This window comes from Aquitalea sp. LB_tupeE (assembly GCF_013391415.1).
Lineage (GTDB): Bacteria > Pseudomonadota > Gammaproteobacteria > Burkholderiales > Chromobacteriaceae > Aquitalea.
The window spans coordinates 76,000-99,533 of the sequence record NZ_JACAXB010000033.1 but is presented as its reverse complement, the minus strand read 5'-3'; the positions used below and the strand labels follow the sequence as shown (position 1 = coordinate 99,533).

Sequence of the window (23,534 nt, the reverse complement as noted above, 5' to 3'; positions counted from 1 at the left end):
CGCAGACTACGGTCTGTTGCTATGCCGTAAGGTGACTGTCCGGCTGGCTGATGACACCCCATATGGCGAAATCCTGGCCGTAATCCGCTTCAATCGGCGGGTAGTCCGGATGGGCTGCCAGCAAGCACAGGCGCTGGCCATTGCGCTGCAGGCGACGCACCATGAATTCACCATCCACCGTGGCCAGTACCAGATTGCCTTGTACCGGACTGCGCTGCGCATCAATGGTGAGGATGTGGCCGGCGGCGATGCCGGCTCCGCTCAGCGAGTGATCGGGCATGGGCAAGTAGAATGACTGAGTCTGGTCCGGGTGTATGGTGGGTGTCATGATGAAGCTCCGCGCTATTGATTATGAAATTGTACAAAATCAAAATCAGCAGGGCAAGCAGGCTTTATCGACGAACAAACACCCTGTCGCAGACAGGGCAGGCGTGGCAGCTTGCGGCAGATATGACAAATTTTCCTTGCTGGAGCAGGGTCTGGCTGGTTAACCTTCCAATTTGACACCAATCACCTTCCCGGCGCAGGAGCCTTGCATGACCAAACAACAACTCATTGCCATTCTTTCCGAAAAAACAGGCAGCAGCAAAGTCGATGTCCTGCGTTTCATGGATGCGCTGGAGCAGACCATTCGTGATGAGTTGGTCAGCGGCGGTGAAGTCACCCTGGCCAGCACCGGCAAATTCAAGGTGAAAAATACGGCAGAACGTAATGGCCGCAACCCGAAAACCGGCGAAACCGTGTTGATCCCGGCAAAGCGCAAGGTGGTGTTCACCCCGATCAAGCAGTTGAAAGAAGCTGTAGCAGGCTGATTGACCATGGTGGGGAAGACCACCGGCAGCAAACCAGGACGCCTTGGCGTCCTTTTTTCATGCCTTCAGTCTATTTGGTGCAGTTGACTGGATTGTTGACTCAAATTGATCAATAACTAAATAAGGACGGCGTAAATCTATTCACACAGTGTGTTATTTGATGCCATGGGGAGGCGTATGCATTAACAAGCGGTGCATTACTTCATCAATGTCAATATTGTGCATTTTTTTGTTGAAAATGCCGGATGCATTTGAAAATGGTATTGACGTGTCGAATTGAAGCCGGGAACATTGCAGCACGCCGATAACCGCCACAAGCGGTCGTGCCAGGCAGCAATGTGTGGTTTTAAGACATTATAAAAACAGGATCCTCCATGCGTACTCTCCGTTCCAGAATGCTTGCGTTTGTACTGATGATTCTGGTAGCCATTTCGCTGTTGTTCTGCGGTGTGGCCTACTGGAAAATGAAAGAAGCACTGCTTTCATCCATCAGTGACCAGATTGTCCAGACGGCCAATAACAAGGTCAGCTTCATTACCGAGTGGGTATCCACTCGTCAGAATATCGTCGGCTCTGCATTGCTGCACTTTACCGAGGGTGACATGAAACCCATCCTTGACCAGTCGCAAGTGGCTGGCAAGCTGGATGACATGTATGTCGGTGAGCCCAGCAAGAAAATGACGCAATTCACCGGCTCCACGCCGGTACCGCCGGGGTATGACCCGACAGGCCGCCCGTGGTACCTGGCAGCCAGCAATTCGCAGGAAGCCATCGCCACTGCACCGTATATTGATGCTGCCACCAAGAAGCCCATCATCACCTTTGCCAAGGCGCTGCGCAAAGATGGTCAACTGCTTGCCGTGGCCGGTGGTGACGTTTCCCTGGCACGCGTCGCGGACGAAGTGGTGTCCTCCAAGCTGCCGGGCGATGGCTTTGCCTTCCTGATTACCGGTGACGGTTCGGTGATTGCCCATCCGGTCAAGGATTCGGGCATGAAGAAAATCAACGAAGTAATGCCGGGCTTTGATCTGAACAGTGTCAGCAAGGACGGCACTTTGCAAACCATCAGCCTGAATGGCGAGGCGAGCATGACTGCCTTGTACCCGGTTGGGAAGACCGGCTGGCTGCTGGGCGTGGTGGTGCCGGTGGCTGCGGCAACCGTATCGGTCACTCACCTGATTGAACTGATGATAGCCGTGTTGATTGCTGGTGTGGTGGTGGTGGCCTTGCTGGCAACCATCGGTGTGGCCCGCATGCTGTCCGGCCTGACCGAACTGCGCGACGCCATGCGTAACGTAGCCAGCGGCGATGGCGACCTGACCCTGCACCTGCCGGTACGCTCGCAGGATGAAGTCGGCCAGATCGCCGAAGCCTTCAATGCCTTTGTGCACAAGCTGCATGGCATGTTCGTGTCGGTGCGCAACGATGCCGAAGCACTGGCGCGCGATACCGCCGCCCTGCATCAGGCCGCTGAAAGCATTGCCTCGGATTCCCGCGTGCAGTCCAACGAGCTGTCTGCCACGGCTGCGACGATTGAAGAGATCACCGTCAGCATCAATCACATTGCGGACAATGCCGGTGAAACCGAAGTGCTGGTGGCCAGTACCCGTGAAAACTCGGAAGACTCTTACCAGGCCATGGAGCAGGTGGCGCGCGAAGTGCAGTCCATCGTGCAGACGGTGGATGCCCTGCAAAGTGCCATGGGCGACCTGTCTTCGCATTCCGAACAGATTCGCGGCATTGTGGCAGTGATTCGTGACATTGCAGACCAGACCAACCTGCTGGCACTGAATGCAGCCATTGAGGCGGCACGTGCCGGTGAACAAGGTCGTGGCTTTGCCGTAGTGGCGGATGAAGTGCGCAAGCTGGCCGAGCGCACAGCATCGGCCACGGTGGAAATCGCGCAGATGATCAATAGCGTGATGAGCCAGACCGAAGTGGCGATCGGCCATACCAGCAAGACCAACGAGCGTGTTGCCACTGGCGTGGCGATGTCGCGTGAAGCGGCCGAGAAGGTTGGTCGCATCAAGGCCAGCACGCAGGATATTGCCAGCCGCATGTCGGAAATCACCAGTTCCACCAAGGAACAGAGCACGGCTACTACGGTGATGGCGCAAAGTGCCGAGCGTATCAACGCCAAGGCGCTGGAGAGCGACGAAAATGTGCAGCGCATCCTCAGTATCATTCAGGATCTGTCACGCCGCGGTGGCGATTTGCGTACCCTGGTATCGCAGTTCAAGCTGTAAGCCCGGACACAGCAATCCCAAAGAAAACCCCCGCTAGCCGGGGGTTTTGTTTTTCTGCCTGCACGAAAACCGGCAGCACTCAGTTGCCCTGACCCTCGTCGTCGGCATAGTTGGCACGAATCCGCAGGATTTCCGGCAATGCCTTGCGGAAGGCTTCAATCAATTGCGGGTCGAAGTGCGCGCCGGACTGGCTGTACATATAGTCCAGCGCCTCGGAGAGCGGCAGGGCTTTTTTGTAGGGACGGGCCGACAACAGGGCGTCAAACACATCGGCAATGGCCACAATACGACCGGCTAGCGGAATGGCCTCGCCGCGAAGGCCATACGGATAGCCACTGCCATCCCAGCGTTCGTGATGGCTCAGTGCAATGATGCCGGCGGTTTGCAGCAGTTCGTCATCGTGGCTGCCAATGATGTCCGCCCCCATTTGCGGGTGCTGTTTCATCAGCTGCCATTCTTCAGCATTCAGTTTGCCCGGCTTGAGCAGGATGTGGTCCGGAATGCCGATCTTGCCGATATCGTGCATGGGTGCCGCCAATTGCAGGATTTCCTGCGCCTTGCTGCCCATGCCCGCCACTTCGGCGATCAGCCGGGTAGCGTGTGCCATGCGGATAACATGATTGCCTGTTTCGTTATCCTTGAACTCGGCCGCACGTCCCAGGCGCTGGATGATTTGCTGACGCGAGCTCAGTAGCTCGTTGGTGCGCTGGGCCACCATGCGCTCCAGTTCGCGGGTCTGGTCGTACAGCGCCAGATGGGTGCGTACCCGGGCCTTGACCACCGGCGGGCTGATGGGCTTGGTGATGTAGTCCACCGCGCCGATTTCCAGCCCCAGCTTTTCATCTTCCACCGAGCACATGGCGGTGACAAAGATGACCGGAATATGCTGACGGTCCGGGTTGGACTTCAGCCTGCGGCACACTTCATGCCCGCTCAGGCCGGGCATCATCACATCCAGCAGGATCAGGTCCGGCGGGGTGTCGGAATAAGCAATCTTGAGGGCTTTTTCACCATTGGGAGCCACCTTGATGGTGTATTCGTCTTCCAGGATGGCGGCCAGCAATTCGATGTTGTCCGGTACGTCGTCGGCAATCAGTATGCTTTGACGTTGTCTGAGATCAGCCATGGGCAATGAGCTTTCGGTTGGCTTGCATGGTCAGCTTGCTTGTAGTCGTGCAGTCAGCTGGGCCAGCTGCTGCAAGGCGGCTTCGTATTCATATTGACCCGCCAGGCGCGATAGTTGCTGCGCGTCGTCGGCGGCTGCGTGATCGGCCAGGCTACGGAACAATTCGGCCGCAGTTTTACTGGCGCGGATATCATCGACACGCAGCTGTTGTTCCAGCGTGTCCAGCAGTGCCCGGACGCTGTCATGCCCGTCCGGTGAAATGGCAGGTGCTGCCGTCTGTTCCTGTTCCAGCTGTGCCAGCAGGGCCTGCAGTTGCTGTTCTACCCGGCTGATGGCCTGGTTGCGGCTGTCGATGTCGCTGTCCAGATGGTATTCAGCGTGCCGGCAGGCTGCGGCCAGTGCTTCAGCCCCCAGATTGCCAGCCAGGCCCTTGAGGTTGTGAACGATGCGGCGGGCGCCATCGGTATCTGCCCGTTGCAAGGCTTGTTGCAGCCGCTGGCAGGCATCGCTTTCCCGTTCGCGGAAACGATGCAGCAGTCGCTGGTACAAGGTGGTGTCCCCACCCATGCGCAGCAGGGCGAGCTCGCGGTTCAGAATGACATCGCTGCCATGTTTGTTGCCGGGCAAGGCCAGCTTGCCGGGCAGGCTGTGCGGCATGCCGGGGCGCAAGTGGCGCACCAGAGTGGCATAAAACACCTGGATGTCGATGGGTTTGGCAATGTAGTCGTCCATGCCGGCATCCAGGCAGCGTTGTTCTTCACCTTCCATGACATTGGCGGTCATGGCGACGATCTTGCTGTTATTGTGGCGCTCGTCCAGACGTAACTGGCGGGTGGCTTCAAGGCCATCCATCACCGGCATCTGGCAGTCCATCAGGATGAGTGCGTAGTCCTTGGTGGCGGCCATTGCCACGGCTTGGGCTCCGTCTTCGGCCAGGTCTGCCTGTATCCCGACCTGGCGCAGTAATTCCAGTGCCACTTCCTGATTGGTCTGGTTGTCTTCCACCAGCAAAACCTGTGCCCCTTGCAGTAGCTGTCGCAACTGCGCCAGATCCAGCCGCGGCGTGTTGCTGCCAGCCTGTAAGGCAGGCTGATGGCGGCAGGCGGTATGAATGGCATCCAGCAGGGTGGAGAAGGTGGTGGGCTTGTTGAAAATGCCGTCAACCTTGGTATTGCCCAGCGCCTGGCTCAGGCTGTCGCAATCGTGTGCGGTGGCCAGCAGGCATACCGGTGTGGGCAGGTTTTCATTGGCCTGGATATGGCGGAGGGTGTCCACGCCGTCCATGCCGGGCATTTTCCAGTCGATCAGCACCAGCTGATAGGGCAGGCCTGCATCCTGAGCCTGTTGCAAGGCCTGCAAGGCAGCCATGCCGCTGTCCACCGACGCAGCTTCCAGTTGCAGGGCTTGCAGCATGTGGACAAATACTTCGCGGGCGGCGGCATTGTCATCCACCACCAGTGCGCGCATGCCGCGGATGTCCGGCAGCGTACTTGGCGCAGCCTGCTTGGCACTGGCCTTGCCAAACTGGCAGGTAAAGCTGAAGCAGCTTCCATGGCCTGGCTGGCTGCTGACGGTGATGTCACCATCCATCAGTTGCACGATGTGCTTGCTGATGCTCAGCCCAAGGCCGGTGCCGCCGTAGCGGCGGGTGGTAGAGCTGTCCGCCTGGGAAAAGGCCTGAAAAATGCCATCCTGTTGTGCTGCACTCATGCCAATACCGGTATCGCTGACCGCAAAGTGCAGGGTCAGCTTGTCTTGCTCTTCCCGCTCCAGCCGGACGCTCAGGGTGACTTCGCCGGAGTCGGTAAACTTGACGGCATTGCCCACCAGATTGTTCAGTACCTGCCCCAGGCGCAGTGGGTCGCCTATCAGTTGGGCAGGAACCTTGCTGTCGATGTCAAACAACAGCTCCAGCCCCTTGTCGCGTACACGTAGTGCCATCAGGTCGGCAACCCGGGTAATGACTTCTTCCAGCGTAAATTCGGTTTGCTCGCAGCTGAGTTTCCCGGCTTCTATTTTGGAAAAATCCAGAATGTCGTTGATCAGGCCAAGTAGTCCGTTGGCCGCGGTATTCACCTTCTCCAGATAGTTGCGCTGCTGGGGGGCAAGCTGGGTTTGCAGCGCAAGCTGAGTCATGCCAATGACCGCATTCATCGGGGTGCGGATTTCATGACTCATATTGGCCAGGAAGTCGGCTTTGGCGCGGGTGGCCGCTTCAGCTTGGTGACGGGCGGTGCGGGCTTCCTGTTCGGCATCCTTGATGGCGCTGACGTCAACAATCACGCCTATCAGCCCGCCTGGGGTGTTGTCCTCATGGCGAAAACCGGTCACCGAATACAGTACGTGATGCAGCTTGCCATCGGCAAAACGCAGTTGTTCTTCGCGGGATACGCGGCTGCAGTTGGTGATGACCGCTTCGTCCTCTTGCTGGAATAACTGGCGGGAACTAGCGGGCAGGTAATCCAGCTCCAGCACACGCTTGCCGATGAAGTTGCTGCGGTCAATGCCAAAGGCTTGTTCATACGCCTGATTGCAGCCGATAAACCGGGTGTCGGCACCCTTGTAGAAAATGGGGTTGGGGATGGTGTCCAGCAAGGCTTCCACCAGGGCCACCTGATGTTGCAGGTCGCTGGTGCGCGCTGTCACTTTTTGTTCCAGTTCGGCGCGGGCCTGTTGCAGTTCGGAAGTCTTGACCAGCAATTGCTGACGCATTTGCTCTTGCGCAGCAGCCAGCTGGCGCACTTCCAGCCAGGGGGCTTGCAAGGCATCCGGACTGACTGGCTGTTGCAGTTCCAGTTGGCCAAAGCGCACACTGCCTTGTGCCAATAACTCCAGTGGCCGGGCAAAGCGCTGCGCCATGCGCAGCGCCACCATGCCGGCGCAAATCAGTGCGGCAGTGCTGATCAGCACCAGCAGAATCACGTCACTGGCCGTGCCGGGGAGGAAAGAGGACTCCGGAGCAAGCACGGCGATCCACCAGGTTTGCTTGTCTAGCGTCATGGGCTGGAACAGGCTGAACCATTCCTGTCCCTCTGCCGTGAAGCGGCTGGCTTGGCCTGCCAGCTGACTGCGTAATAGCCAGTGCGGATAAGCATGTGACAGCGGGCCGTTGTTCACCGTGGCCAGCGGGTGGAGTTGCTCGCCCGGTTGCAATTGTCCATCGGCATAGGGCAGGGCCAGCAAGCGGCCTTGTTCATCCAGCAGGGCCAGGGTTTTGGCGTGCTCCGAAGGCAAGCTGCCGGCCAACCGCGACAGGCTGCTGAGGTTGACATCATGGCCTATCACGAAGCGGCTGCCGTCACTGGCTGTCCAGCGGGTGGATACGGTAAGCCCGATCTGGCGTGTGGTATAGAAGGTATAGGGCTTGGTCCACACAATGGCACCGTCATCGGTGGCGGACATGGCTCCCTGAAACCAGGGGCGGGTTCTGGCATCGTAATCCTGCTGCCGTGTTTCGCTGCGGATCAGCCTGCGTTGCCGGTCCCAGAAAAACCAGTAGGTGGTACGTCCCCAGTGTGCCGGGTCGCTGATGCGGTTGGTCCAGCCGCCGTTGGCATCATGCAGCAGCAGGATTTCGCGCCCGGACTGATGCGCCATGTTGACCGAGGCGATTTCGGCATGGTTTTCGATGATGGGGAAAAAGAAATCATTGAAGCGCTGCAACTCGTGACGATTGGCCGCCAGCCATTCCGTCTGGCCGTTCCAGGCGCTGTTGCGGCCCCAGGACTGGCTGGCGCGCAAGGTGTCCTGCACGCTGGACAGCAAATGCTGGGTGCGCGACTGCAATTGCTGGGCGGAAATCTGCATTTCCGACTGGGCCAGGCTGTCGACGGTGCGCTGTACGATCAGGTGATAGCAGCCAAAGGCAAAAACCAGGATGGATAGCAGAATCAATCCGCACATGCGCAAGACCAGACTGCTGGCGAAAGTCTTTTTCAATCAGCGCTCCAATACCGGCGTACTGTGCTGTGCTGCGATGAGGGGAGAAGTGTTTGCCGGCCTGGCCGCACCTGATTCAGAGGGGTGGAGCTGGCGATTTTCGTAGCGGCTTCATGATATTAACATGACGGAAATCGCAAACTCAATTGTCATTGCAGATTGATTGCAGCCCCGACCGGGGCTGGTTTCAGGGCTGGTTTCCGGGTTGGGCCGCCTGGGCTGCGCGCAGCTTGTCCTTCTTGCTCATGCGCTTGCCCTTGATGCCGCCGTTGCCGTCTTGCAGAGGTGTGTTGGCAACCGGGTCCTGCGGTTCGAATCCTGCCACGCGCTCGCGCGGAACTTGTTGCTGCTGGCGTTTCTCGATCAGCCGGAAATGCGCCGCACTGTAGGCACAGACAAAGCTGATGGCCACGCCGCTGGCACCGGCGCGGCCGGTGCGGCCAATGCGATGGGTGTAATCGGCTGGCGAGCGCGGCAGGTCGTAGTTGACCACCATGGGCAGGTGGGCAATATCGATGCCGCGCGCCGCCACATCAGTGGCTACCAGCACTTGCAGATGTGCCGTCTTGAAATCCGCCAGCGCCTGGCCGCGCTGGCTCTGACTGCAGTCACTGTGCAAGGCTGCTGCGCGCACGCCAGCCTGTTGCAGTTTGTTGCAGACATGGTCCGCTGTGTGGCGGCTGGCCACAAACACCAGCACCCGCTCCGGGTTTTCGTTTTGCAGCAGGTGACGCAGCAGCATGGTACGGCGGGCGGTATCCACCTCGATGGCCCGCTGCCGGATTGCGGGTGTGCTATCCGGGCTGTGCGGTATGTCAATGCGTTGCGGCTGCCTGAGCAGGGTTTCTGCCAGGCTGCGCAGCTTGGGCGGGAAGGTGGCGGAGAGCAGCAGGTTCTGCCGGTAAGGTGGCAATAGCGCCAGTAACTGGCTGACTTCGGCAGCAAAACCCTGTTCCAGCAGCCGGTCCGCCTCGTCCAGCACCAGCGTGCTGACCGTGGTCAGGCGCAGGGCGTTTTGCTGTAGCAAATCCAGTAAACGGCCCGGTGTGGCCACCACCATGTCGGCACCGCCACGCAGCGCCATCATCTGCGGGTTGATGGATACGCCGCCATAAGCCACCACCACCTTGGGTTGACGTGGCAGGCTTTCTGCCAGCTCACGCAGGGTATTGCCCACCTGGATGGCCAGTTCGCGCGTGGGCAGCAGAATCAGCCCGCGCAGCTGGCGGCGGGCTGTCGTGTGGTCGCACAACCATTGCTGCAGTAGCGGCAGGCAGTATGCTGCGGTCTTGCCAGAACCGGTCTGGGCGGTGGCCAGTATATCGCTACCTTGCAGGATGAGCGGAATGGCAGCGCGCTGGATGGCCGTGGGGGTGGAATAGCCTTGTGCGGCGGCAGAATCGGCCAGCGCGGCTTGCAGGCCCAGAGAGGTGAATGGCATGAGTGGGACAGACAGATGAAGGGTGATTGAAGCGGCAGTAAAGCCGCCAGAGGCTGCGCAGTATCTGCCGGTCAGCCTGCAGGGTCAAGCTTGCTGCAATCTGGGCGGCGGGCGCGGGCATTTACGGGTAAAATCCGGGCTCGCCAGCCAAAGTAAAGTGAAGCAATCAGCTCATGGAAGAAACAGAAGTCAAAGAAAAACCCAGATACGCCATTGTGGCGTCGGTGCAATTGCCGGAAGTCAGCGATGTCGAGTTCGCCTCCTCATTGGCTGAACTGAGCGAACTGGCCAAAACCCTGGGTTTTCAGGTGGTGCATACCTTTGTCCAGAAGCGTAACGGCTTTGACCGTACCGCTTATCTGGGGGTGGGCAAGCTGGAAGAAATCCACATGTATGTCAATCGCGGCTTGCGGGCTGACGAACTGGACGATGCACCGCCGCAGCTGGACCCATCTGCGATAGACATTGACGTGCTGCTGGTGGATCACGAAATTTCCCCGTCACAGGCACGCAACCTGGAGCTGGCTGTCGGTTGCGAAGTGATGGACCGCACCATGGTGATTCTGGAGATTTTCCATCGCAATGCCCGCTCGCGTGCGGCCAAGGCGCAGGTGGAAATTGCCCGCCTGGGTTATATGGCACCCCGCCTGCGCGAGGCAGCCAAGCTGGCTGGCCCGCAAGGCCGTCAGCGTAGCGGCATGGGTGGGCGCGGCTCGGGTGAATCGCACACTGAGCTGGACCGTCGCAAGGTGCGCGACCGCATTGCCGAGTTGCAACGCGAAATCACGGCCATGGAGCTGGAGCGCAAGACCCAGCGTTCACGCCGACTGGAACGTCAAGGGCAGGGCCTGGCCGGGGTGTCGCTGGTGGGTTACACCAATGCCGGCAAATCCACACTGATGCGGGCGCTCACCGGCAGCGCAGTGCTGGTGGCCAACAAGCTGTTTGCCACGCTGGATACCACGGTGCGTGCCATCTACCCGGAAAGCGTGCCACGCGTGCTGGTGAGCGATACCGTCGGTTTTATCAAGAACCTGCCGCACGGCCTGGTGGCATCGTTCAAATCCACGCTGGAAGAGGCGCTGGATGCCGGCCTGCTACTGCATGTGATTGATGCCAGTGACCCCGGTTTCGAACGCCAGCTGGAAGTAACCGATACCGTACTGCATGAAATCGGTGCCGATGAGGTGCCGCGTATCCGCGTATTCAACAAGATCGATCATGTGGCGGATGAAAACGGCTGGCGTGCCGAGCTGGAACAGCGTTACCCCGGTTGCGTGGTGATGAGTGCGCGTCGTCCGGAAGATGTGTCCGCCTTGCGCGCCCGTATTGTCGCCTTCTTTCAGCAAGACCTGACTGATGATGAAATCCTGCTGCCGTGGTCGGCTCAGCAACTGCGTGGCGAAATCTACAGCCACTGCCAGGTGCTGGAAGAACGTGCGGAGGAAGAGGGCAGCTGGTTCCGCGTACGTGGCGAGGCAGAGCAATTGCGCCGTCTGCATGAAAAGCTCAATCCGGGTTCCTGCGGGCGGGAAAAGGAATACTGGGAAGTCTGACTTCCGGTTTTCTGCTCATGCAAAGTCCCATGCTGTGATGGCATGGGACTTTTGTTTTACATCAGTACGCGTAGCCTAGCCCGGCACGCCCAGAATTACACTGGATGCCTTGAAAATGGCGGTGGCGCGGCTCCCCGTCTGCAAGCCCATCTCCATTGCACTGCCATTGGTAATGATGGCGGCAATGCTGACCCCGGCAGCAATTTCGATCACCACTTCACTATTGACCGCGCCCGGAATCAGCCGGCTCACCGTGCCGCGTAGCTGGTTGCGTGCCGACAGGCGGATGTCGTCATCCTCGGTGCCGACAATCACCGAAGATGCCTTGATCAGCGCATAGGCCGTCACGCCAGCTTCCAGTCCCAGGCTGGCTACGCTGTCGTGGGTGACAACTGCCACCAGCCGCAGGCCATCGGTGATTTCCAGTTCCACTTCGTCATTCACCGCGCCGGTCTTGATGGCCACCACCTTGCCCAGAAACTGATTGCGTGCGCTGGTTTTCATGCTCATGCCTCCCAAAAGCAGCAGATCATCCGCCATGCCGCTGGCCTGACGCTGCAGGTTACGCAGGAACTGTTGATGTTCCCGCTCGATGATCTGATAGTTCTCCACCAGCTGACGCCCGCGTGCGGTCAGCCGGGTACCGCCACCACCCTTGCCACCGGACAGACGCTCCACCAGTGGTTCACCTGCCAGGTTATTCATGTGGTCGATGGCGTCCCATGCTGCTTTGTAGCTCAGCCTGATGTCGCGTGCTGCCTGACTGATGGAGCCGCAGACATCGATTTGCGCAAGCAAGGCCAGATGTTGCGGGCTGCCGAATTTCTCTCCGGCCAGGTTCAGCCACAATGCGCCTTGCAGGGTGATGTCCTGTTGTTTCATCTCTGTTGTCCGGGCAAAACCGGCAGGCAGGCTGCGTGACGGTGATCGCGGCCGCATTCCGGTGGTTTCAGGCCGGGATGGCCCAGTTGCTCGCCCAGTTCGGCATACAGAAAGCGTTTCCACTTGATGTCGGCCTGATTGCGGGCAAACAGCGGGTACAAATAGAACTGCAGCAGCTGCTTAAGCTCGCGATGGCTGCTCAAGCCCAGGTCCTGCCACAGATAGCGGCTGCCCAGGCTGGCCACCGCCAGCGCATGTGCCAGCCAGCGTCCGTGCTGCGCATTCTCTGCGGCCGAACGGTTGGTCAGCAGCATGTCCAGCAGTGCTTGATGCAGTGGCGGGCGCTGAGACAGCAGCTGCTGGTATTGCACGTCCGGCAAGGCTTCCATATGGCCAAGCTCCGGTGCGCAGGCGTACAGCACCTCAAGCAAGTCCGCTTGCGGCAGGCCCAGTGTCCAGGCGAAGAGCGGTAGCTCACCGTCCTGTGCATTGCGCAGCACGCCCAGTACGGCACGGGTCAGCAGACGGAAGGCCTGCTGCTGCACTTCATCCATGGGCAGTCTCCATCAGCTTGGCCGGCGGCTGGCACAGTCGCCCCTCCTGCAGGTAAAGGGTTTGCTGGCCAAAGGCCCGTACGTCGGCGGCGTCGTGGGTGATCAGCAGCATGGGAATGGACAGCCGTTGCAGCAGCTCGGCCAGCTCGCCGCGCAATTGCAGGCGCAAGGCCGGGTCCAGCGCCGAGAAGGGTTCGTCCAGCAGTAGCGCACGCGGCTGGGCTACCAGGGCGCGGGCCAGGGCGGTACGCTGACGCTGGCCGCCGGACAGGGTGGCTGGTAGTTGATCGGCCAGCGTTTGCAGACCGAAAGCTTCCAGCCAGTAATCCACCGCTGCTAGCTGGCGGCGGCGTCCGGGATTGAGCCAGCCGCGCTGCAGGCCAAAGCCGATGTTCTGCCGCACGCTCAGGTGCGGAAACAGCGCGTAGTCCTGAAACAGATAGCCCAGCTGCCGTTGCTGTGGACTCAGGCAGATGCCATCTGCGCTGTCGAACAGGCAGCGGCCATCCAGCCGGATATGTCCGGAATCAGGACGATGCAGGCCGGCAATGGCCTTGAGCAGCAGGCTCTTGCCTGCGCCGGAGGGGCCGTACACCACCAGTTGCTGGCAGCTGCTTTGCAATGCGATGTCCAGCGAGAAACTGCGCTGGCCACTGTGCAGGGTGTGACGAATGGCAAGATCAAAGCGGGGTGTTGTCATGTCAGCGCTCCGCTATCCGGCCCGGTGCCAGCTTGCCCGCCAGCAGCAACACCAGTACACAGACTGCTGATGTCACCAATACCAGGCGATTGGCGCTGTCATCCTGTCCGGCCTGTACCGCTTCGTAAATGGCGACGGACAGGGTTTGTGTCTTGCCGGGAATGCTGCCCGCCACCATCAGCGTGGCACCGAATTCACCCAGTGCGCGGGCAAAGGCCAACAGTAATCCGGCAAGAATGCCGCGCCAGGCCAGCGGCAGGGTGATGCGAAAGAAAATGCCGATTTCCGAGATGCCCAGCACCCGTCCGGCTTGTTCCAGCTGGCCGTCCACTGCTTCAAATGCCGCCCGTGCCGGTTTGTACACCAGGGGAAAGGCCACCAGCGCGGCGGCAATCACCGCGCCTTGCCAGGTGAAAATCAGGTTGATGCCAAACTGTGCTTGCAGCCAACCGCCCAGCGGGCCGCGTCGGCCCAAGAGGGTGAGCAGGTAATAACCCAGCACGGTGGGCGGCATCACCATGGGCAGGGTCAGCAGGGTGTCCAGCAGATTGCGGCCGGGGAAGCGGCCACGCGCCAGCAGCAAGCCCACGCCCACGCCCAGCAGCAGGTTAAGCACAGTGGCGCAGCCCGCCACCCGCAGTGACAGGCCCAATGCGGTCCAGGCCGGGTCATTCATCCAGTCAGTCATGATCAGGGCTTGCTGAATCCGTAGCGGGCCAGAATGGCCTGGGCGGCAGGAGACAACAGATAGGTGACAAAGCGTTGTGCTTCGGCAGCATTGGCTGCTGTGCTGGTGCGTGCTACCGGGTAGCTGATGGTTTCATCCAGCGGCACGCTGAACGCCACTTTCACCTTGTCCGGCATGATGGCGGCGTCGGTCTGATAAACAAAACCGGCTTCCACCTCGCCACGGGCTACGTAGTCCAGCGATTGGCGTACGTTCTGTGTATTGATGACCTTGGCTTCCACCGCTGGCCACAGATGGGCGTTTTCAAGCGCGCGCTTGGCATAGCGGCCTACCGGCACGCTGGCAGGCACCCCGAGCGCCACGTGTTTGATGGCCGCTTGTTGCAGGTCGGACAACTGATGCAGTTTCAGCTTGCTGTCGGCAGGCACAATCAGCACCAGTGCATTGCGGGCAAAGTCTTTGCGGTCGGCGTTATTCACCAGTTTCTGTTTGACCGCACTATCCATGGTTTCCTGGTCGGCGGAGGCAAACACATCCACCGGCGCTCCCTTGGCCATTTGCTGCAATAGCGCGCCGGAGGCGGCAAAGTTGAAGTTGACCTTGCTGCCCGGGTTTTTCGCTTCAAAGCCCTGGGCAATATCCTTGAAGGCATTGGTCAGGCTGGCTGCGGCAGAAACGGTGATTTCCCCGGCCAGGGTATGTCCTGCCAGCAGCATGCTGCACAGGGAAATGGCAATCAGCCTTGCTTTCATCGGGCGCTCCGCTTGTAAGGGTGAGTGCGTAATATACCCGGATATATAACGATAAGAAATAATCCTTCCGGGGAATGTCCGGCTAGCCCAGAGTAGGGAGGCAGTTTTGCCTGGGTCGGCTTGTGCGCCTGCTGGCATGACTACGCCTGGTTGGGCAGGTCATGCCATCCGCCCTGCTGACAGTCGCACCTTGCATGACGTGAGGGTTTTCTTTGCAAAAATTCAATTCATAAATGGTGATTTTGTCATATTTGCCGCCTTGGAAAGGAGGAGTCTTGTCTTTTGCCGATGCTTATTTATTCTGATGATTGCATGGTATTGCAGTTGTATTGTGGGATGACCGCTTATCGGTTTCTGATAACTGGGCATGTTGTGAGGGATAAATGGTTCGGTTAAACACGTTTAACAAATACTTATTATTGTTGTGCCTGTTTTTCATGCGGCACGCAGGGGCGGAAGAGCTGCTTATATTTGGCAGTGATCAATTTGCGCCTGTGTCCTATATGGAAGGTGGCGAACAAAAAGGTATTTTTCCGGAATTGCTGCGAAGAATCTCCATGGTAACTGGTGATAAATATGTCATCAAATTGTATCCATGGAAAAGAGCCATTCATCTGGCTGAGGTGGGTGCTGGTGGTGTGGCCAATATATCCTGGAATAGCAAGCGGGCTGATAATTTTGATTATAGCATGCCGTTTTATCAGGCTAATGTGGTGTTGGTGGTGAAGAAGGGCAAGGAGTTTGATTATCATCGCGTTGATGATTTGTATGGCAAGGTGATCGGGGCTGGGGCTGGATCCAGCTACCGTGATGAAATTGATAATGCGATTGCAAGCGGAAAAATTACAATAGACCGTGATCCGGATCAATTAAGCCGTATGCGCAAATTGCTGGCTGGGCGCGTGGACGCAATTCTGGTAGGAACAGGCAAGCAAGGGGTGGACTATGTGCTGAGCAAATATATGAATGGCCAGATCGACAAGAGTAGCGTCAGTATATTGCCACAGCCGGTAGTCATTGACCCCTTGCATGTGGCTTTTCTTAAAAGCATGCAAAAAAAAGCGGCATTGAACAGAATGAACAATGCCTATATGCAGCTATTGAACAATGGCAAGCTGGATGATTTGCTGACGCAGTGACAGCTTGATGCCTCTGTCCTGCCCGGTGTTGATCAGATCAGTTCGCTACGTCGTGGCAAATCCGGCCCGCGACGCGAGCAGGTAATGGCGGCAGCGCGAATGGCAAATTGTAGCAGGGCGTTGATTTGAACTTGATCCAGGCTGGCCAGCGCGGCCGGACTGGCAAGATTCTGTTCGGCCAGATGGCATAGCAAGGCAGCCTGGAAGGTGTCGCCCGCGCCCACGCTATCCACTACATCAACTGGCTGAGCGGGCAAGGACCATTCGCCATGGCGCGGGCTGAACACGCTGACGCCATCGCCTCCACGGGTCAGGATAATCAGGCTGCATTGCCCACCCAGCCAACGGCGTGCGGCTTCTTCTACCGGCAGGTCGGGATAGAGCAGCTGCAAGTCTTCGTCACTCACCTTGATCAGATGGGCATGGCGGGCATGAAAGTCCAGCACGCTGCGCCAGCGGTTCAGATCCGGCTCCACGTTCAGCCGGATGTTCGGGTCCAGGCTGATCAGCCGTTTGCCGCTTTCCCGTGCCACCAGCTGTTGCAGGCTGTCACCGGTAGGGTGGCTCACCAAGGCATAGGAGCCGACATGAATGCCCCGCACTGTGTCGTCCAGCTGCGGTAAGTCGGCAAGGCTCAGGCTGGCTTCCGGTGCCTTGTCACCATAAAAGCTGTATTGCGGCTTGCCTGCCGCATCCAGCCCCACCAGCGCCAGTGTGGTGGGCAGCTGGCGGTGTTGCAGGTGGCTGCAATCCACCCCTTCTTGCTCCAGCACAGTCAACAGCTGACGGCCAAGAAAATCCTCTGAAACGCCGCTGAACAGGGCTGCGCGCTGACCCAGCCGTGCAAGACCGATGGCGACATTAAAGGGCGAGCCGCCCGGCACCGCCTGATAACGCAGTTGTGGCCAGCTGCCGGCGCTGGCGGGCTGATCGACAAAAAAGTCGAACAGCGCTTCTCCACAAACCAGAAACATGTTGTTCTCCTGACTCAATCGTTTGGCAGCGCTTGCAGCCACTGCGCCAGTTTTTCGGTATCGGCCACCACGGTGGTGTATTGCTTGAGTTGTGCCAGCAAATTCATGCTCAGGCCTCTTGGTGCGGAGCCGGTCGGCTCCGGTAAATGTCACGGAATAATTGCAGGCGTGCCTGCAGCGCCTGATGGCGGGCACTGTCCGGCTGATAGATAGCCTGCACCGGCGGACGGGTGCAGACGGTAGCGATGTCACCGCCCACTGCCAGCCAGCCCAGCCGGGCGGCACCCAGTGCGCCACCGGCCTCGCTGCCCACATGGGTGACAATGTCCAGTTGCAAGGCATCTGCCAGCAGTTGCGCCCAGAACGGGCTGCGTGCACCACCGCCCACCAGCGACAGCCGGCTGACCTGGCTACCGGCGGCACGCAGCGCGTCCAGCCCGTCCACCATGCCGAAGCTGACGCCCTCCAGCACTGCATAGCCCAGCGCAGCGCGGTCGTGTGCCTGGGTCAGGCCCCAGAACACACCGGGCGCAAAGGGGTCGTTGTGCGGAGTGCGCTCACCGGACAGATAGGGCAGAAATACCGGCGCACTGGCGCGGGCATCGTCTGGCATGGCTTCGATTTCCTGCAACAGGCTGGCTTCGTCCACGCTGGTGAGCTTGCAGAACCAGCGCAGGCAACTGGCGGCCGCCAGCATCACGCTCATCTGGTTCCAGCGGCCGGGCAGCGCATGGCAAAAGGTGTGCAGGGCCGAGGCCGGATTGGGGCGGAAGCTGTCGTCCACCACAAACATCACGCCGGAAGTGCCCAGCGACAAAAAACCATCGCCCGGTTCCACCGCACCAATACCCACTGCACTGGCTGCGCCATCTCCGGCACCACCAGCCACGATGACGCTATCACCCAGCCCCCAGGCGGCGGCGACTTCCGGCAGCAGGCTGCCCGCAGCTTGCAGGCCCTCCACCAGTCGCGGCATCTGATTGCGGCGCATGCCGGAGGCGGCCAGCAATTCGTCCGACCAGTCACGTTCGGCTACATCCAGCCACAAGGTGCCGGAGGCATCCGAGGTATCGCACACCTTGGCCCCGGTCATGCGCAGGCGCAGGTAGTCCTTGGGTAGCAGTACGGTAGCGGTGGCGGCAAACAGCTCCGGCTCGTGGCGGGCCACCCACAACAGCTTGGGCGCGGTAAAGCCTGGCATGGCCAGGTTTCCAGCCAGTTGGTGCAGACGCGGTGCGGCCGTTGTGAGTGCCTGACATTCGGCCACGCTGCGCAAGTCATTCCACAGGATGGCTGGGCGCAAGACCCGGTCGTGCTCATCCAGCAGCACTGCGCCATGCATCTGGCCGGACAGGCCGATGGCGCGTACCTGGGCAAAGGCAGCACCAGCCTTGTCACGCAGCTTGGCAATGGCCTTGCCGGTGGCCTGCCACCAGTCTTCCGGCTGCTGTTCGGACCAGCCAGGCCGTGGTCGCGTCACGCTCAGGCTTTCCCCGGCAACAGCCAGCAGGCTGCCAGCCTCATCCAGCAGGACAACCTTGACTTCCGAGGTGCCCAGATCAATTCCAAGATACATCGCTCTCTCCAGCGGATTATCCGAATCAGCCCGCCTGTGTGCTGGCCAGCCACTGGTCTACCCGTAGCAGTGCGGCGCGCAGTGGGGTTTCCAGTTGGGCTGTACCGGCAAGGCTGCCCCATAGCATGGGGTCGGCGCAGAAGGCGGCTACCGGATCGGGCGCGGCCAGCATCTGGCGGCAGGCTGCGGCGTCCATGATACCGTCCTGATAAGCGTATGGCAGTGTATTGGCTTGCCAGCGTTGCAGGAAGCGGAAGAACAGTGCGGGCAACATGCAGGTGGCTTCCGGCACCGCACCGCGGGCGACGGTTTGCTGCAGCGTGGGGGCGATGAAACCGGGTACTTTGGAGAATCCATCTGCCGCCACGCGCTGATTGCTGTCGCGGATGTGCGGGTTGCCAAAGCGCTCCAGCACGGTGTCGCGGTAGGTGGCCAGATCGAGCGGGCTGGGCGAGAGGCAGGGGATGACATCCTGGGTGACGTAGTCAAACGCCATCTGGCGGATGGACGGTACCGCCGTGCTTTCATCAATGCTGGACAGGCCGATCAGGGTTCCGGCCCAGGCAATGCAGCTGTGGCTGGCGTTGAGAATACGGATTTTGGCTTCCTCATACGGCAGTACCGATTCCACCATTTCCACGCCTACCGCCTCCAGCGCCGGGCGACCGGCAATGAAGTTGTCCTCTACCACCCACTGGATGAAGGACTCGCCCATGATGGCGCAGGGGTCGTGCTTGCCAGTGGCTGCCTGTACCCGCGCGACAACTTCCGGCGTGGGGCGCGGGGTGATGCGGTCCACCATGCAGTTGGGGCTGCTGGTATGGCTGTCCACCCAGGCGAGCAAACCGGTTTCGCCGCGCAATTGCAGAAACTGCTTCAGCCCGCTGTGAAAACGCTCGCCGTTATGACGCAGGTTGTCGCAGTTGAGCAGGGTGACCGGCGCGCCACTATCCGCCATGCGGGTACGCAGGATGGCGGCAATCGCACCGTAAATGGTATTGAGGCCGCCTTGCAGATCAGCCGCCAGATCGGCATTGGCGGTGTCCAGCTGCAAGTGCTGGTCCAGATAATAGCCACCTTCGGTTACGGTGAAGGAAATCACCCGCGTATTGCTGTCTGCACCGGCGGCAATCAGCGCAGATAACCGGGCATCCCAGGGGATGACGGCCTGAATGGCGTGAATTTCTTCGTAACGGTGCTCACCGGCCGGGGAGATGGTTTCCAGCGTGTACACGCCGTTTTGCGCGGCCAGTTGCTCCAGCAGCGGCGACATGTCGGCGCGGATATTACCCAGCGCCAGTTTCCAGGCGGGTTGACCCTGTTTGGCCAGTTGGTCCAGATACCAGGCTTGATGGGCGCGATGGAAGGAACCGGCACCGATATGTAGCCAGCCGGGTTGTTGTCGGGATGAAGTCATGATCTGTGCTTCCTGTGTTTGGCTAGTTCAGGGCGCAGCCGTCCCCGCACCCCTGCCGTGCGGGCAAGGGCGGTGCGGGGGCTGCAATGCTTGCAATCAGTGTTGTGTCGGCGGCGCGGTGCGCGGCATGGCCTCGCCCTGACTGTCGAACAGATGGCAGTGGTGCGGCTTGATGGAAAAGCCGACCTGGCTGCCATTGGCTACTTCCAGTGCATCCGGAATACGGCTGATCAGCGGCTCCTCGGCACTTGCCGAAGCGGCATAGATGTAAGAGAAGTCACCCAGTCCCTCCACGGTGCTGACGGTGGCCTTGATGACCGGATGGTCGCTGTCCAGTTGCAGGTATTCCGGTCGTACGCCAATGCTGACCTTGTCGCCGGGCTGGATGCCACGTGCTGCCACGCACACCTGTTGCAGGCCGCCGTTGTTGATCTGCACGGTGACGGTTTCTGTGTCGATGGCGCTGACGGTGCCGTCGATAAAGTTCATCTTGGGCGAGCCGATAAAGCCCGCCACAAAGCGGTTAGCCGGGTGGTGGTACAGGGTTTTCGGGCTGCCCACCTGCTCGATGCGTCCGGCAGACAGCACTACGATCTTGTCGGCCAGCGTCATGGCTTCCACCTGGTCGTGGGTGACGTAGATCATGGTGGTTTTCAGGTCCTGATGCAGGCGGGAGAACTCCAGCCGCATCTTCACCCGCAGTGCGGCGTCCAGATTGGACAGTGGTTCGTCAAACAGGAAAACCTTGGGCTCGCGGGTGATGGCGCGGCCAATGGCCACACGCTGGCGCTGGCCGCCGGACAGGGCCTTGGGCTTGCGGTCCAGCAGATGGTCGATATGCAGGATGCTGGCAGCCTTGCGTACGGCAGCGTCGATCTCGCTTTTGGATTTGCCAGCCAATTTCAGGCCGAAGGCCATATTGTCGTACAAGCTCATATGCGGGTAGAGCGCATAGGACTGAAACACCATGGCGATGCCGCGCTTGGCGGGCGGCACGGCATTCATGCGGTCGTCACCAATCAGCAAATCACCGCCGCTGATGTCTTCCAGCCCGGCAATCATGCGTAGCAGGGTGGACTTGCCGCAGCCGCTGGGCCCGACAAACACCACGAATTCACCATCCTGAATATCCAGGTTGATGTCGCGCATCACTTCCGGGTTGTCGCCATAGCGCTTGCTGACATTACGCAGGTTGACGCTTGCCATATTCATTCTCCTCGGGCGGCTGGGGTCGCCGCTTTTGTCATTGTTTGTGGTGTTGGCACAGCAGGGCTACCAGCTCGGGCAGGCGCTGCATGTCATCAAAAGTGGTGCAGGCCCCGCAGGCCAGCAGTTTGTCGGCCTGGCCGTCGGCTACATGGCCGGCACCGGTAAAACCCAGCACCGTCATGCCTGCGGCCACCGCAGCGCGCACGCCGGTGACGCTGTCTTCCACCACCAGGCAGTGCTGCGGAGCGACGCCAAAGGCCTGGCTGGCGGCCAGATACAGCGCCGGGTCCGGCTTGGCTGCGCCCACTTCGTCGGCACAGAACACCCTGCCCGCAAACAGCGGTGCCAGGCCGGTCTTGTCCAGCGCGGCACGTACCCGGTGGCCTGCGCTATTGCTGACTACCGCACGCGGCAGCGGCACGGCGGCCATGGCAGCGGCCACGCCGGGTATCAGTTGCAGGCGTTCGGCCACTTCGCCTTCCACCGTGTCACGCAGTTGCTCGATGTCTGACGCCGACAAGGACAAGGGGTGATGACGGGCAATATCGGCCAGCAGCGCATCCAGCGTCAGGCCAAGGCGCGGCAGGATGGCGGCAGCCACGTCGATGCCGGGCAGGCTGGCGGCCAGTTCGCGTTGCAATACTTCAAAGGCAATGGCTTCGGTGTCCAGCAGTACGCCGTCGCAGTCGCTGATCAGATGGGTGAAGGTCTGGCTCACTTGACCGCTCCAAAGGTAAGGCCGCGGACCAGCTGCTTTTGTGCCAGCCAGCCCAGCACCATGATGGGCGCGACAGCCAGCAGGGAGGCGGCGGACAGCTTGGCCCAGAACAAGCCTTCCGGGCTGGAGTAGGAAGCAATGAACACGGTCAGCGGCGCGGCATGCGAGCTGGACAGGTTGATACTCCAGAAGGCCTCGTTCCAGGACAGGATCAACAGCAGCAGGCCGGTGGAAGCCAGGCCCGGCAAGGACATCGGCAGCAACAGGTGGATGATTTCCTGCCAGGTATTGGCACCGTCAATGCGCGCGGCTTCCAGGATTTCCTTCGGCACTTCGCAGAAGTAGGTAAAGGCCATCCACACCGCGATGGGCAGGTTGATCAGCGTATAGATGATGATCAGCCCGCTGACGGTATCCAAGAGCCCGCTGTTCTTCCACAGCAGATACACCGGCAGCAGCACGCCCACCGACGGCATCATCTTGGTGGACATCATCCACAGCAGGATTTTCTGGGTACGCGGACCGGGGAAGAAGGCCATGCTGTAGGCCGCCGGAATGGCCAGCAGCAGGCTGAGCACGGTGACACCCAGCGAGATGGCGATGGAGTTGCCGGCAAAGGACAGGTAGTCGCTGCGGGCAAACACCTCGCGGAAGCTTTGCAGCGTGGGCTGGAAAATCACGCTCAGCTGGTAGGCCTGCTCTTCGGTCTTGAAGGCGGTGATCATCATCCAGAAGATGGGGAAGAACACCAGGATGGCCAGGCTCCAGGCCACGGCAGTGGTGATGCCATAACGCAGGCGGCTGTGGGCGACGCTCATTGCTCGTTCTCCCCTTTGAGGTTGCTGGCCAGCATGCGCACCAGGAATACCGACACGATATTGGCCAGTACCACGGCCAGAATGCCGCCGGTGGATGCCATGCCCACGTCAAACTGTTGCAGACCCATGGAGTAGATCAGGAAGGACAGGGTGGTGGTGGCCGTACCCGGACCGCCCGCTGTGGTGGTGTAGATTTCGGCGAAAATCGACAGTAAAAAGATGGTTTCAATCATCACCACCACGCCGATGGCACGCTTGAGGTGCGGCAGTACGATGTAAAAGAACATGGAGAAGGGGCCGGCACCGTCAATCTGCGCGGCTTCTTTCTGTTCCGGGTCCAGTGACTGGATGGCGGTCAGCAGAATCAGGAAGGCAAACGGTAGCCATTGCCAGCTGACAATCATGATGATGGAAAACATCGGGTACTGGCCCAGCCAGTCGATGGGCTGCAGGCCCAGTGCATGCATGGCAGCGGCCAGCAAGCCGTATACCGGGTGCAGCAGCATGTTCTTCCAGATCAGCGCACTGACGGTGGGCATGACAAAGAAGGGGGCAATCACCAGCAGCCGGGCGATGCCACGGCCAAAGAATTCCTGGTCGAACAGCACCGCCAGCAACACGCCGCCCACCACAGAAATCAGCAGCACCGCGCCGGTCAGCAGCAGGGTGTTGAAGATTGACGGCAGGAAGGACGGGTCGCTCCATAAAAAGCGGTAGTTATCCAGCCCGACAAAGCCGGATTCATCCGGACTGAGCAGGTTGTAACGGGTGACCGAGAAATAGATGGTCATCAGCAAGGGGACGACCGACCACAACAACAGGCTGAGGACGGCAGGGGACAGCAAGAAGCGCTGTGCCCAGACGGATTTGCGTGCAGGCGCGGCTGTGCTTGCGGCATGTGGCCTGCCGCTGTCAACAGCGGGCAGTGCCTCGCGGGTGGGTGAGTTCATCAATACTGCTCCAGCAAACGGGTAAAACAGGCGGGAT

General features: G+C 59.9%; 21 protein-coding genes. 5 read left to right on the top strand and 16 right to left on the bottom strand.

What is annotated here, in order from left to right; genetic code table 11:
* Positions 1 to 19 precede the first annotated feature (19 nt).
* Positions 20 to 328: a LexA family transcriptional regulator gene (locus tag HWX34_RS17105; protein WP_178973386.1), complete on the bottom strand. Its 309-nt coding sequence runs from the start codon at positions 326 to 328 to the stop codon at positions 20 to 22.
* On the opposite strand from HWX34_RS17105, the gene HWX34_RS17100 reads away from it, so the two are divergent.
* The 3 genes from HWX34_RS17100 (at position 327) to HWX34_RS17090 (ending at position 3,058) form a co-directional block, all read left to right on the top strand.
* On the top strand, positions 327 to 491 hold the full coding sequence (locus tag HWX34_RS17100) for a hypothetical protein (protein ID WP_178973385.1): 165 nt from the start codon (positions 327 to 329) through the stop codon (positions 489 to 491). The genes HWX34_RS17105 and HWX34_RS17100 overlap by 2 nt on opposite strands.
* Positions 492 to 536: 45 nt before the next feature.
* Complete coding sequence (locus HWX34_RS17095; protein ID WP_178973384.1) at positions 537 to 812, top strand: HU family DNA-binding protein; 276 nt, start codon at positions 537 to 539, stop codon at positions 810 to 812.
* A 374-nt stretch (positions 813 to 1,186) separates the two neighbouring features.
* The gene (locus HWX34_RS17090; protein ID WP_178973383.1) at positions 1,187 to 3,058 is read left to right on the top strand and encodes a methyl-accepting chemotaxis protein; all 1,872 of its coding nucleotides are present in this window, start codon (positions 1,187 to 1,189) and stop codon (positions 3,056 to 3,058) included.
* Between the two features lie 79 nt (positions 3,059 to 3,137).
* On the opposite strand, the gene HWX34_RS17085 is transcribed toward HWX34_RS17090, so the two are convergent.
* The 3 genes from HWX34_RS17085 to HWX34_RS17075 form a co-directional block, all read right to left on the bottom strand.
* Positions 3,138 to 4,184, bottom strand: coding sequence for a two-component system response regulator (locus HWX34_RS17085; RefSeq protein WP_178973382.1), 1,047 nt, complete (start codon positions 4,182 to 4,184; stop codon positions 3,138 to 3,140).
* A gap of 30 nt (positions 4,185 to 4,214) precedes the next feature.
* Complete coding sequence (locus HWX34_RS17080) at positions 4,215 to 8,123, bottom strand: response regulator (RefSeq protein ID WP_178973381.1); 3,909 nt, start codon at positions 8,121 to 8,123, stop codon at positions 4,215 to 4,217.
* 187 nt (positions 8,124 to 8,310) lie between these two features.
* Positions 8,311 to 9,564, bottom strand: coding sequence for a DEAD/DEAH box helicase (locus HWX34_RS17075; protein ID WP_178973380.1), 1,254 nt, complete (start codon positions 9,562 to 9,564; stop codon positions 8,311 to 8,313).
* 173 nt (positions 9,565 to 9,737) lie between these two features.
* Here HWX34_RS17075 and hflX point away from each other — a divergent pair, with 173 nt between their 5' ends.
* Entirely contained in the window at positions 9,738 to 11,120 is a 1,383-nt protein-coding gene (gene hflX / locus HWX34_RS17070) for a GTPase HflX (RefSeq protein WP_178973379.1), read from the top strand.
* A gap of 75 nt (positions 11,121 to 11,195) precedes the next feature.
* On the opposite strand, the gene HWX34_RS17065 is transcribed toward hflX, so the two are convergent.
* The 5 genes from HWX34_RS17065 to modA are packed head-to-tail and all read right to left on the bottom strand — an operon-like array spanning position 11,196 to position 14,696.
* On the bottom strand, positions 11,196 to 12,002 hold the full coding sequence (locus tag HWX34_RS17065) for a TOBE domain-containing protein (protein WP_178973378.1): 807 nt from the start codon (positions 12,000 to 12,002) through the stop codon (positions 11,196 to 11,198).
* Positions 11,999 to 12,556 (bottom strand): nitrogen fixation protein NifQ, encoded by a 558-nt coding sequence (locus HWX34_RS17060; protein WP_178973377.1) that lies wholly within the window; start codon positions 12,554 to 12,556, stop codon positions 11,999 to 12,001. Before HWX34_RS17060 ends, HWX34_RS17065 begins: the two co-directional genes overlap by 4 nt.
* Positions 12,549 to 13,256, bottom strand: coding sequence for an ATP-binding cassette domain-containing protein (locus HWX34_RS17055; RefSeq protein WP_178973376.1), 708 nt, complete (start codon positions 13,254 to 13,256; stop codon positions 12,549 to 12,551). The genes HWX34_RS17060 and HWX34_RS17055 overlap by 8 nt, the downstream gene beginning before the upstream one ends.
* 1 nt (position 13,257) lies before the next feature.
* Positions 13,258 to 13,944, bottom strand: coding sequence for a molybdate ABC transporter permease subunit (gene modB / locus HWX34_RS17050; protein WP_218645232.1), 687 nt, complete (start codon positions 13,942 to 13,944; stop codon positions 13,258 to 13,260).
* Between the two features lie 2 nt (positions 13,945 to 13,946).
* Complete coding sequence (modA, locus tag HWX34_RS17045) at positions 13,947 to 14,696, bottom strand: molybdate ABC transporter substrate-binding protein (protein ID WP_178973375.1); 750 nt, start codon at positions 14,694 to 14,696, stop codon at positions 13,947 to 13,949.
* 383 nt (positions 14,697 to 15,079) lie between these two features.
* Here modA and HWX34_RS17040 point away from each other — a divergent pair, with 383 nt between their 5' ends.
* Entirely contained in the window at positions 15,080 to 15,835 is a 756-nt protein-coding gene (locus tag HWX34_RS17040; RefSeq protein ID WP_178973374.1) for an ABC transporter substrate-binding protein, read from the top strand.
* A gap of 32 nt (positions 15,836 to 15,867) precedes the next feature.
* On the opposite strand, the gene HWX34_RS17035 is transcribed toward HWX34_RS17040, so the two are convergent.
* The 7 genes from HWX34_RS17035 to HWX34_RS17005 form a co-directional block, all read right to left on the bottom strand.
* Entirely contained in the window at positions 15,868 to 16,809 is a 942-nt protein-coding gene (locus HWX34_RS17035; RefSeq protein ID WP_178973373.1) for a carbohydrate kinase, read from the bottom strand.
* Positions 16,810 to 16,918: 109 nt separating this feature from the next.
* Positions 16,919 to 18,385, bottom strand: a complete 1,467-nt coding sequence (gene xylB, locus HWX34_RS17030) for a xylulokinase (RefSeq protein ID WP_178973372.1) — start codon at positions 18,383 to 18,385, stop codon at positions 16,919 to 16,921.
* A gap of 25 nt (positions 18,386 to 18,410) precedes the next feature.
* Positions 18,411 to 19,802, bottom strand: coding sequence for a D-arabinitol 4-dehydrogenase (gene dalD, locus HWX34_RS17025; protein WP_178973371.1), 1,392 nt, complete (start codon positions 19,800 to 19,802; stop codon positions 18,411 to 18,413).
* A 96-nt stretch (positions 19,803 to 19,898) separates the two neighbouring features.
* Positions 19,899 to 21,008 (bottom strand): ABC transporter ATP-binding protein, encoded by a 1,110-nt coding sequence (locus tag HWX34_RS17020; protein ID WP_178973370.1) that lies wholly within the window; start codon positions 21,006 to 21,008, stop codon positions 19,899 to 19,901.
* Between the two features lie 37 nt (positions 21,009 to 21,045).
* A complete protein-coding gene (locus HWX34_RS17015) occupies positions 21,046 to 21,729 on the bottom strand; it encodes an HAD-IA family hydrolase (RefSeq protein WP_178973369.1) in 684 nt (227 codons plus the stop codon).
* On the bottom strand, positions 21,726 to 22,547 hold the full coding sequence (locus HWX34_RS17010) for a carbohydrate ABC transporter permease (RefSeq protein WP_045844785.1): 822 nt from the start codon (positions 22,545 to 22,547) through the stop codon (positions 21,726 to 21,728). The genes HWX34_RS17015 and HWX34_RS17010 overlap by 4 nt, the downstream gene beginning before the upstream one ends.
* A complete protein-coding gene (locus HWX34_RS17005; protein ID WP_178973368.1) occupies positions 22,544 to 23,497 on the bottom strand; it encodes a carbohydrate ABC transporter permease in 954 nt (317 codons plus the stop codon). The genes HWX34_RS17010 and HWX34_RS17005 overlap by 4 nt, the downstream gene beginning before the upstream one ends.
* Positions 23,498 to 23,534: the final 37 nt, after the last annotated feature.

Coding starts and splice junctions, on each gene's coding strand:
- HWX34_RS17105 (WP_178973386.1), bottom strand. CDS start 328: ATGACACCCACCATACACCCGGACCAGACTCAGTCATTCTACTTGCCC.
- xylB (WP_178973372.1), bottom strand. CDS start 18,385: ATGTATCTTGGAATTGATCTGGGCACCTCGGAAGTCAAGGTTGTCCTG.
- modB (WP_218645232.1), bottom strand. CDS start 13,944: ATGACTGACTGGATGAATGACCCGGCCTGGACCGCATTGGGCCTGTCA.
- HWX34_RS17040 (WP_178973374.1), top strand. CDS start 15,080: ATGGTTCGGTTAAACACGTTTAACAAATACTTATTATTGTTGTGCCTG.
- HWX34_RS17035 (WP_178973373.1), bottom strand. CDS start 16,809: ATGTTTCTGGTTTGTGGAGAAGCGCTGTTCGACTTTTTTGTCGATCAG.
- HWX34_RS17005 (WP_178973368.1), bottom strand. CDS start 23,497: ATGAACTCACCCACCCGCGAGGCACTGCCCGCTGTTGACAGCGGCAGG.
- HWX34_RS17020 (WP_178973370.1), bottom strand. CDS start 21,008: ATGGCAAGCGTCAACCTGCGTAATGTCAGCAAGCGCTATGGCGACAAC.
- HWX34_RS17060 (WP_178973377.1), bottom strand. CDS start 12,556: ATGGATGAAGTGCAGCAGCAGGCCTTCCGTCTGCTGACCCGTGCCGTA.
- hflX (WP_178973379.1), top strand. CDS start 9,738: ATGGAAGAAACAGAAGTCAAAGAAAAACCCAGATACGCCATTGTGGCG.
- HWX34_RS17095 (WP_178973384.1), top strand. CDS start 537: ATGACCAAACAACAACTCATTGCCATTCTTTCCGAAAAAACAGGCAGC.
- dalD (WP_178973371.1), bottom strand. CDS start 19,802: ATGACTTCATCCCGACAACAACCCGGCTGGCTACATATCGGTGCCGGT.
- HWX34_RS17065 (WP_178973378.1), bottom strand. CDS start 12,002: ATGAAACAACAGGACATCACCCTGCAAGGCGCATTGTGGCTGAACCTG.
- modA (WP_178973375.1), bottom strand. CDS start 14,696: ATGAAAGCAAGGCTGATTGCCATTTCCCTGTGCAGCATGCTGCTGGCA.
- HWX34_RS17010 (WP_045844785.1), bottom strand. CDS start 22,547: ATGAGCGTCGCCCACAGCCGCCTGCGTTATGGCATCACCACTGCCGTG.
- HWX34_RS17090 (WP_178973383.1), top strand. CDS start 1,187: ATGCGTACTCTCCGTTCCAGAATGCTTGCGTTTGTACTGATGATTCTG.
- HWX34_RS17075 (WP_178973380.1), bottom strand. CDS start 9,564: ATGCCATTCACCTCTCTGGGCCTGCAAGCCGCGCTGGCCGATTCTGCC.
- HWX34_RS17100 (WP_178973385.1), top strand. CDS start 327: ATGATGAAGCTCCGCGCTATTGATTATGAAATTGTACAAAATCAAAAT.
- HWX34_RS17085 (WP_178973382.1), bottom strand. CDS start 4,184: ATGGCTGATCTCAGACAACGTCAAAGCATACTGATTGCCGACGACGTA.
- HWX34_RS17055 (WP_178973376.1), bottom strand. CDS start 13,256: ATGACAACACCCCGCTTTGATCTTGCCATTCGTCACACCCTGCACAGT.